Source organism: Bradyrhizobium sp. PRIMUS42 (genome assembly GCF_023006515.1).
GTDB lineage: Bacteria > Pseudomonadota > Alphaproteobacteria > Rhizobiales > Xanthobacteraceae > Bradyrhizobium.
The window spans coordinates 1-4,882 of record NZ_JALBGZ010000493.1 but is presented as its reverse complement, the minus strand read 5'-3'; the positions used below and the strand labels follow the sequence as shown (position 1 = coordinate 4,882).

General features: G+C 63.3%; 6 protein-coding genes and 1 pseudogene. 5 read left to right on the top strand and 2 right to left on the bottom strand.

The window, feature by feature from the left end:
• On the bottom strand, window positions 1-482 hold a 482-nt coding region (locus MOV75_RS27510), incomplete at its 3' end, for a GcrA family cell cycle regulator (RefSeq protein ID WP_247006933.1).
• A 166-nt stretch (window positions 483-648) separates the two neighbouring features.
• Between MOV75_RS27510 and MOV75_RS27505 the strand changes: the two genes are divergently transcribed.
• Together MOV75_RS27505 and MOV75_RS27500 are read left to right on the top strand one after the other, a co-directional pair.
• Window positions 649-1,257 carry a S24 family peptidase gene (locus MOV75_RS27505; RefSeq protein ID WP_246930751.1) on the top strand — a complete coding sequence of 203 codons (609 nt, stop codon included), beginning with the start codon at window positions 649-651 and terminating at the stop codon, window positions 1,255-1,257.
• 108 nt (window positions 1,258-1,365) lie between these two features.
• Window positions 1,366-1,641 carry a hypothetical protein gene (locus tag MOV75_RS27500; RefSeq protein WP_246930753.1) on the top strand — a complete coding sequence of 92 codons (276 nt, stop codon included), beginning with the start codon at window positions 1,366-1,368 and terminating at the stop codon, window positions 1,639-1,641.
• 38 nt (window positions 1,642-1,679) lie between these two features.
• On the opposite strand, the gene MOV75_RS27495 is transcribed toward MOV75_RS27500, so the two are convergent.
• Window positions 1,680-2,654, bottom strand: coding sequence for a quinone oxidoreductase (locus MOV75_RS27495; protein ID WP_246930755.1), 975 nt, complete (start codon window positions 2,652-2,654; stop codon window positions 1,680-1,682).
• A gap of 223 nt (window positions 2,655-2,877) precedes the next feature.
• Between MOV75_RS27495 and MOV75_RS27490 the strand changes: the two genes are divergently transcribed.
• The 3 genes and pseudogenes from MOV75_RS27490 to MOV75_RS27480 all read left to right on the top strand — a co-directional run.
• On the top strand, window positions 2,878-3,078 hold the full coding sequence (locus MOV75_RS27490; RefSeq protein ID WP_246930757.1) for a hypothetical protein: 201 nt from the start codon (window positions 2,878-2,880) through the stop codon (window positions 3,076-3,078).
• A 147-nt stretch (window positions 3,079-3,225) separates the two neighbouring features.
• Window positions 3,226-4,173 (top strand): MoxR family ATPase, encoded by a 948-nt coding sequence (locus MOV75_RS27485; RefSeq protein WP_246930759.1) that lies wholly within the window; start codon window positions 3,226-3,228, stop codon window positions 4,171-4,173.
• 5 nt (window positions 4,174-4,178) lie between these two features.
• Window positions 4,179-4,882: pseudogene (locus tag MOV75_RS27480) on the top strand (VWA containing CoxE family protein); the annotation flags it as partial.

The following is a 4,882-nucleotide window of genomic DNA, read 5'->3' as shown; positions in this document are numbered from 1 at the left end:
GACGCAGCACCAGAGCGACGCGCCAGGCTCGCATGCGGCGCGCAATAGCTGGAGCCCGGCTGGCGCGGATGGCCGCAGAAGGCGATCTCCTCCCCGTCCTTGTCGCCGCCATAGGGATAGCGGCAGTCGGCCGGCTCGAGTTCAACCAGTTGCATCAGGCGCGGCTGAACCCCGACGCAGCGCAACTTCACCGGCACCGCTGGCTTCATTGCGGACTTCGGCGGCACATTCAGGTTCGGCAACACCGCGCGGCGCGGCGAAACCGGAGCTTCACCAGGCAAATACGGCGCGATCGACGGGCTCGCGATCCATTCCGGTATCACGAGCCGGAGCCGCTTGGCGCGGCCGATCACCGCATTGCGCGTGTAAGCCGTTCCAAACCTTGCGTTAATCTGTCGTCCGATCTCCGCATAAGACATGCCCTTGCGAAAATAGTCGCGAAGCGCGTCGGAATGCTCCGACGGCCAATGGCCCGGTTCCATGTTGCTGTCCTGTGATGCGCCTCCTCCGATCGCATGACCGGGAGGCGAAACGCACATTCCGGTATTCCGAAGATCAAGTCAAGCGATAATTCTGATATTCATAATTGCAATAATTCCGAATTTCGGATTACAAGAGGCAAGTCGGTGCGCAATCGAGGGAATCACCATGTTGGACGTTGGAATGATCGAGCGGGGCCTGGAGAAGACGGGCAAGAGCAAGGGCGGCCTGGCGGCGGCCATGGGCGTGCGGCCCGGCGCGGTCTCGGAGATCCTCGGCGGCGAACGCCTGGTGAAGGCCTCGGAAATCATTCCGATCATGGAATATCTCGAGCTCAATCTCGCGCCGATCATGGGCCGCGTCGGCGCCGGCGCCGTGATCGAGCCGGATTATGAGCAGGTTCCGCCGGAAGGGCTCGGCGACATCGCGCTGCCCTTCCCGATCATGGAAGAGACCGTCGCATTCGAGATCGTGGGCGATTCGATGCTGCCCAAATACGAGAGCGGCGACGTGATCGTGGTCTACAAGGACCAGCGCCATCCGCTGTCGAGCTTCTACGGCGAAGAGGCCGTGGTCCGGCTCAAGACCGGCGAACGCTATTTGAAGACCATCGAGCGGGGGAAAAGCCCGTCCGTCGTCAATCTCACCAGCTTCAATGCCAAGCCGATCGTCGGCGTGAAGCTGGAGTGGGTCGGAGAGATCTGCCTGTCGATGCCCAAAGGGCAGCTCGAGCGGCTGCGCGCGAAGTCGGCGCGCCCCCGCAAGAAGGGGAAGTGAGGGCCTCGGCCAGTTGATTTCGATTTTTTAGAAATCAGACTTGACTTGATTCCGTTTTTCGGAAATACTCTGCCGCGCCCCACAACAGGACGCGGCAGGCTCGTTTTCATGCAGTATTTCGTCGTGATGATCGACTATGGACGGCGCGGCCGCGAGGCGGTCGTCGATCCTGAGATCACGAGGCGTGAGGTCATCTCCCGCATCGCCTCGGGTGAATACCGGAATGTCTCGTTCATCCACGAAATTGCAGAGAATTCGGTCGAGGACGTCACCGAGGCCATCCTCACCGAGGCCGCCCTGCCCCAGATCCCGCCGGAGGATGTCGACCTCCAGGCATCCCGCCTCGATCACGTCCGCGATCTGCGCAAGCACGAGCAGACGTGACGCAGACCGGATAGCCCGCGCCACCGTCCGCCCGGACATTACACCAGCAGGACGGTCGACCCCGTGGTCTTGCGTGCGGCGAGATCGGCATGCGCCTTTGCGGCGTCCTTCAATGGATAGGTCTGGTGCACCTCGATCTTGACCGCACCGGACTTGACGACGTCGAACAGCTCATTCGCCATCGCGACCAGATTTTCGCGCTTGGCGGCGTAGGTGAACAGCGTCGGCCGGGTGACGTAGAGCGAGCCTTTTTGCGCGAGCAAACCGAGATTGAGCGGCTCGACGGCGCCAGAGGACGCACCGAACAGCGCGGCGACGCCGAGCGGCGCGAGGCAATCCAGCGATTTCAGGAACGTGTCCTTGCCGACGGAATCATAGACCACGGGGACCTTCTTGCCGCCCGTGATCTCGTCGACCCGCTTCACGAAATCCTCGCGCGTGTAGATGATGACGTGGTCGCAGCCATGCGCCTTGGCAAGATTGGCCTTCTCGTCATTGCTGACGGTACCGATTACGGTCGCGCCGAGGTGCTTGGCCCACTGGCCCAGGATCAGACCGACGCCGCCGGCCGCGGCATGCAGCAGGATGGTATCGCCGGCCTTCACCCGATAGGTCTGCCGGATCAGATATTGCGTTGTGAGCCCCTTGAGCATCATCGCCGCCGCGGTCTTGTCGTCGACGCCATCGGGCAGCTTCAGCAGGCGGTCCGCAGGGATCAGCCGCGCCTCGGAATAGGCGCCGAGCGGCGAGGCGCCGTAAGCGACACGATCGCCCGGCTTCAGATCGGTGACACCTGGGCCGACCTCCTCAACTACGCCGGCCGCCTCGCTGCCGAGCCCGCTCGGCAGTTGCGCCGGGTACAGGCCCGAGCGGTTGTAGATATCGACGAAGTTGAGACCGACGGCGGTGTGGCGGATGCGCGCCTCGCCCGGTCCGGGTTTGCCGACGCTGACCTCCTCCCAGACCAGGACTTCCGGACCGCCGGTCTTGTGAAAGCGAATGGCATGCGTCATGGGCGTTGCTCCCTTATCGTTGGGTGAGGATCCGAAGAGCCGGATTGGCCGCAGAAATAGGCATTCAGTCCGCCCGTTACAGTACGGACCCGTAACAAGAATGTCACAGCGAGCGACAAACCTCCGCCGTTCCATCTCCGTTCGAAAGAGTTGATGACGCGCCCGGAGCAACCGGCAGTAGCTTCGGCGCGGGTTTGGTGGTCGCCTGCGAAGGAGAGCCGAGATGCCAGCTTATGTACAGCATCATCAGGATGTCGAAATCGCGCCCGTGAATTGCCCCTCGTGCATGGGGTTCCTTCCGATGTATGTGCGCGAGGTCGAACCGCATTGGAGCCTTGCCAAGATCGACTTTGTCTATGAATGCGCCGATTGCGGCGCCGAGGTCAGACAGACCATCCGCAAGCCGGAGCTGCTGCGGCACTGATCGCGCGAACGGCGAACCGCTCAACTATTTGCGCTAAGCGGAAAAAGCGCGGTCCGCGCGGGTCTGATGCCTCCCAAACGAGGCTTGTTCTTTGCCGGGAACGCAGGCAGAACAAGCCTCAAGCAAGACCTTTGGGAGCGCCCTTTCGTGGCTGAACAGAAGGCCTCGACCTCGATCGAGGCAGTGGAGAGCGGCCTCGCCGCGCAGGGCTATATCGCGAGCCGGCAGATCGCGACCGCCGTCTATTTGTCGCAGCAGATCGAGAAGCCGATCCTGGTCGAGGGCCCCGCGGGCGTCGGCAAGACCGAGCTCGCCAAGGCGATCGCGGCCTGGCGCGGCATGAAGATGATCCGCCTGCAATGCTACGAAGGCCTTGACGAGGCGAAGGCGCTCTACGAGTGGAAATACGCCAAGCAGCTCCTCTACACCCAGATCCTCAAGGACAAGCTTGGCGAAGTCTTGGGCGGCGCGCAGACCCTGCATGCCGCGCTCGACCAACTCCATGATTTCGGCGACGTGTTCTTCTCCAAGGAATTCGTCGAGCCGCGCCCCCTGCTCCAGGCGCTGGAGCAGCCGGGCGGCTGCGTTCTGCTGATCGACGAGATCGACAAGTCGGACGCGGAATTCGAGTCGCTGCTGCTGGAGATCCTGTCCGACTTCCAGGTCACGATCCCCGAGCTCGGAACCGTCTCGGCCATCACACCGCCGACCGTGATCCTCACCTCCAACAGCGAGCGCGACCTCGGCGACGCCTTGAAGCGCCGCTGCCTGCATTTGCATATCGGTTTTCCCGAGCAGCGGCTCGAGGAGCGCATCGTCGAAAGCCGCGTGCCCGGCATCTCGCAGACGCTGCGCCGGCAGATGGTCGGCTTCATCCACGAGATCCGCTCGCTCGATCTGAAGAAGCTGCCATCGGTCAGCGAGACCATCGACTGGGCGCGCGTCCTGGTGCTGCTCCAGGCCACGGAGCTCGACACCGATATCGTCAAGGACACGCTCAACGTGCTCCTGAAATACGAAGCCGACATCGAGGCAGCAAGGCCGCAGGTGACGACCTTCATTGCCAAGGCGGCACGGTCCAACGTCTTCGGTTGACGCCGATGCGCGAGAACCTCCATCGTTTCTTTCGGGCAGCACGGGGCGTCGGCGTTCACGTCTCGCCTGCGGAGAGCATCGATGCGATGCGTGCGGTCAAGCAGGTCGGCTTTTCCGACCGGGCCATCCTGCGCGATTCACTGCTTCTGACGCTCGCCAAATCCCAGGACGAGAAGCTCGCACTCGGCGACTGTTTTGACCTTTTCTTCAGCCAGCCGGAGCCGCGACAGGATCAGCCCGAAGCCGACAGCGAGGACGCTTCGCAGGATGCGGATCAGTCGCCCTCCTCTGAGGCGGCAGGCGAAGCGGGCGAAAGCCAGCCTCCCCAGGAATTGGGCCAGCTTGCGCAGATGCTGCTGTCGCAGGACCGCAATGCGATCGCAGCCGCCATCGCCAGCGCCTCCGGGACTGCCTCCCTCTCGGACATCCGCTACTCCACCCAGCGCGGCATCTTCTCAAGCCGCATCCTCGACGCCATGGGCCTCCAACGCCTGCGCGACGATCTCGACGAGCTGACCGCGACCAACCCGGCACTGGCCGAGCGTCTGCGCGCTGCGCTCGATGCGCTACGCGAAGCGGTGCGCGACACGGTTTCCCAGGGGCTTGCCCTCTACGCCCGCGAAGAGGCCGAAAATCTCCGCAACGAGATCCTGCGCAACGCGCCGCTCGCGCGCATCGAGCGTCGCCAGGTCGCCGAGATGCGCGCCCT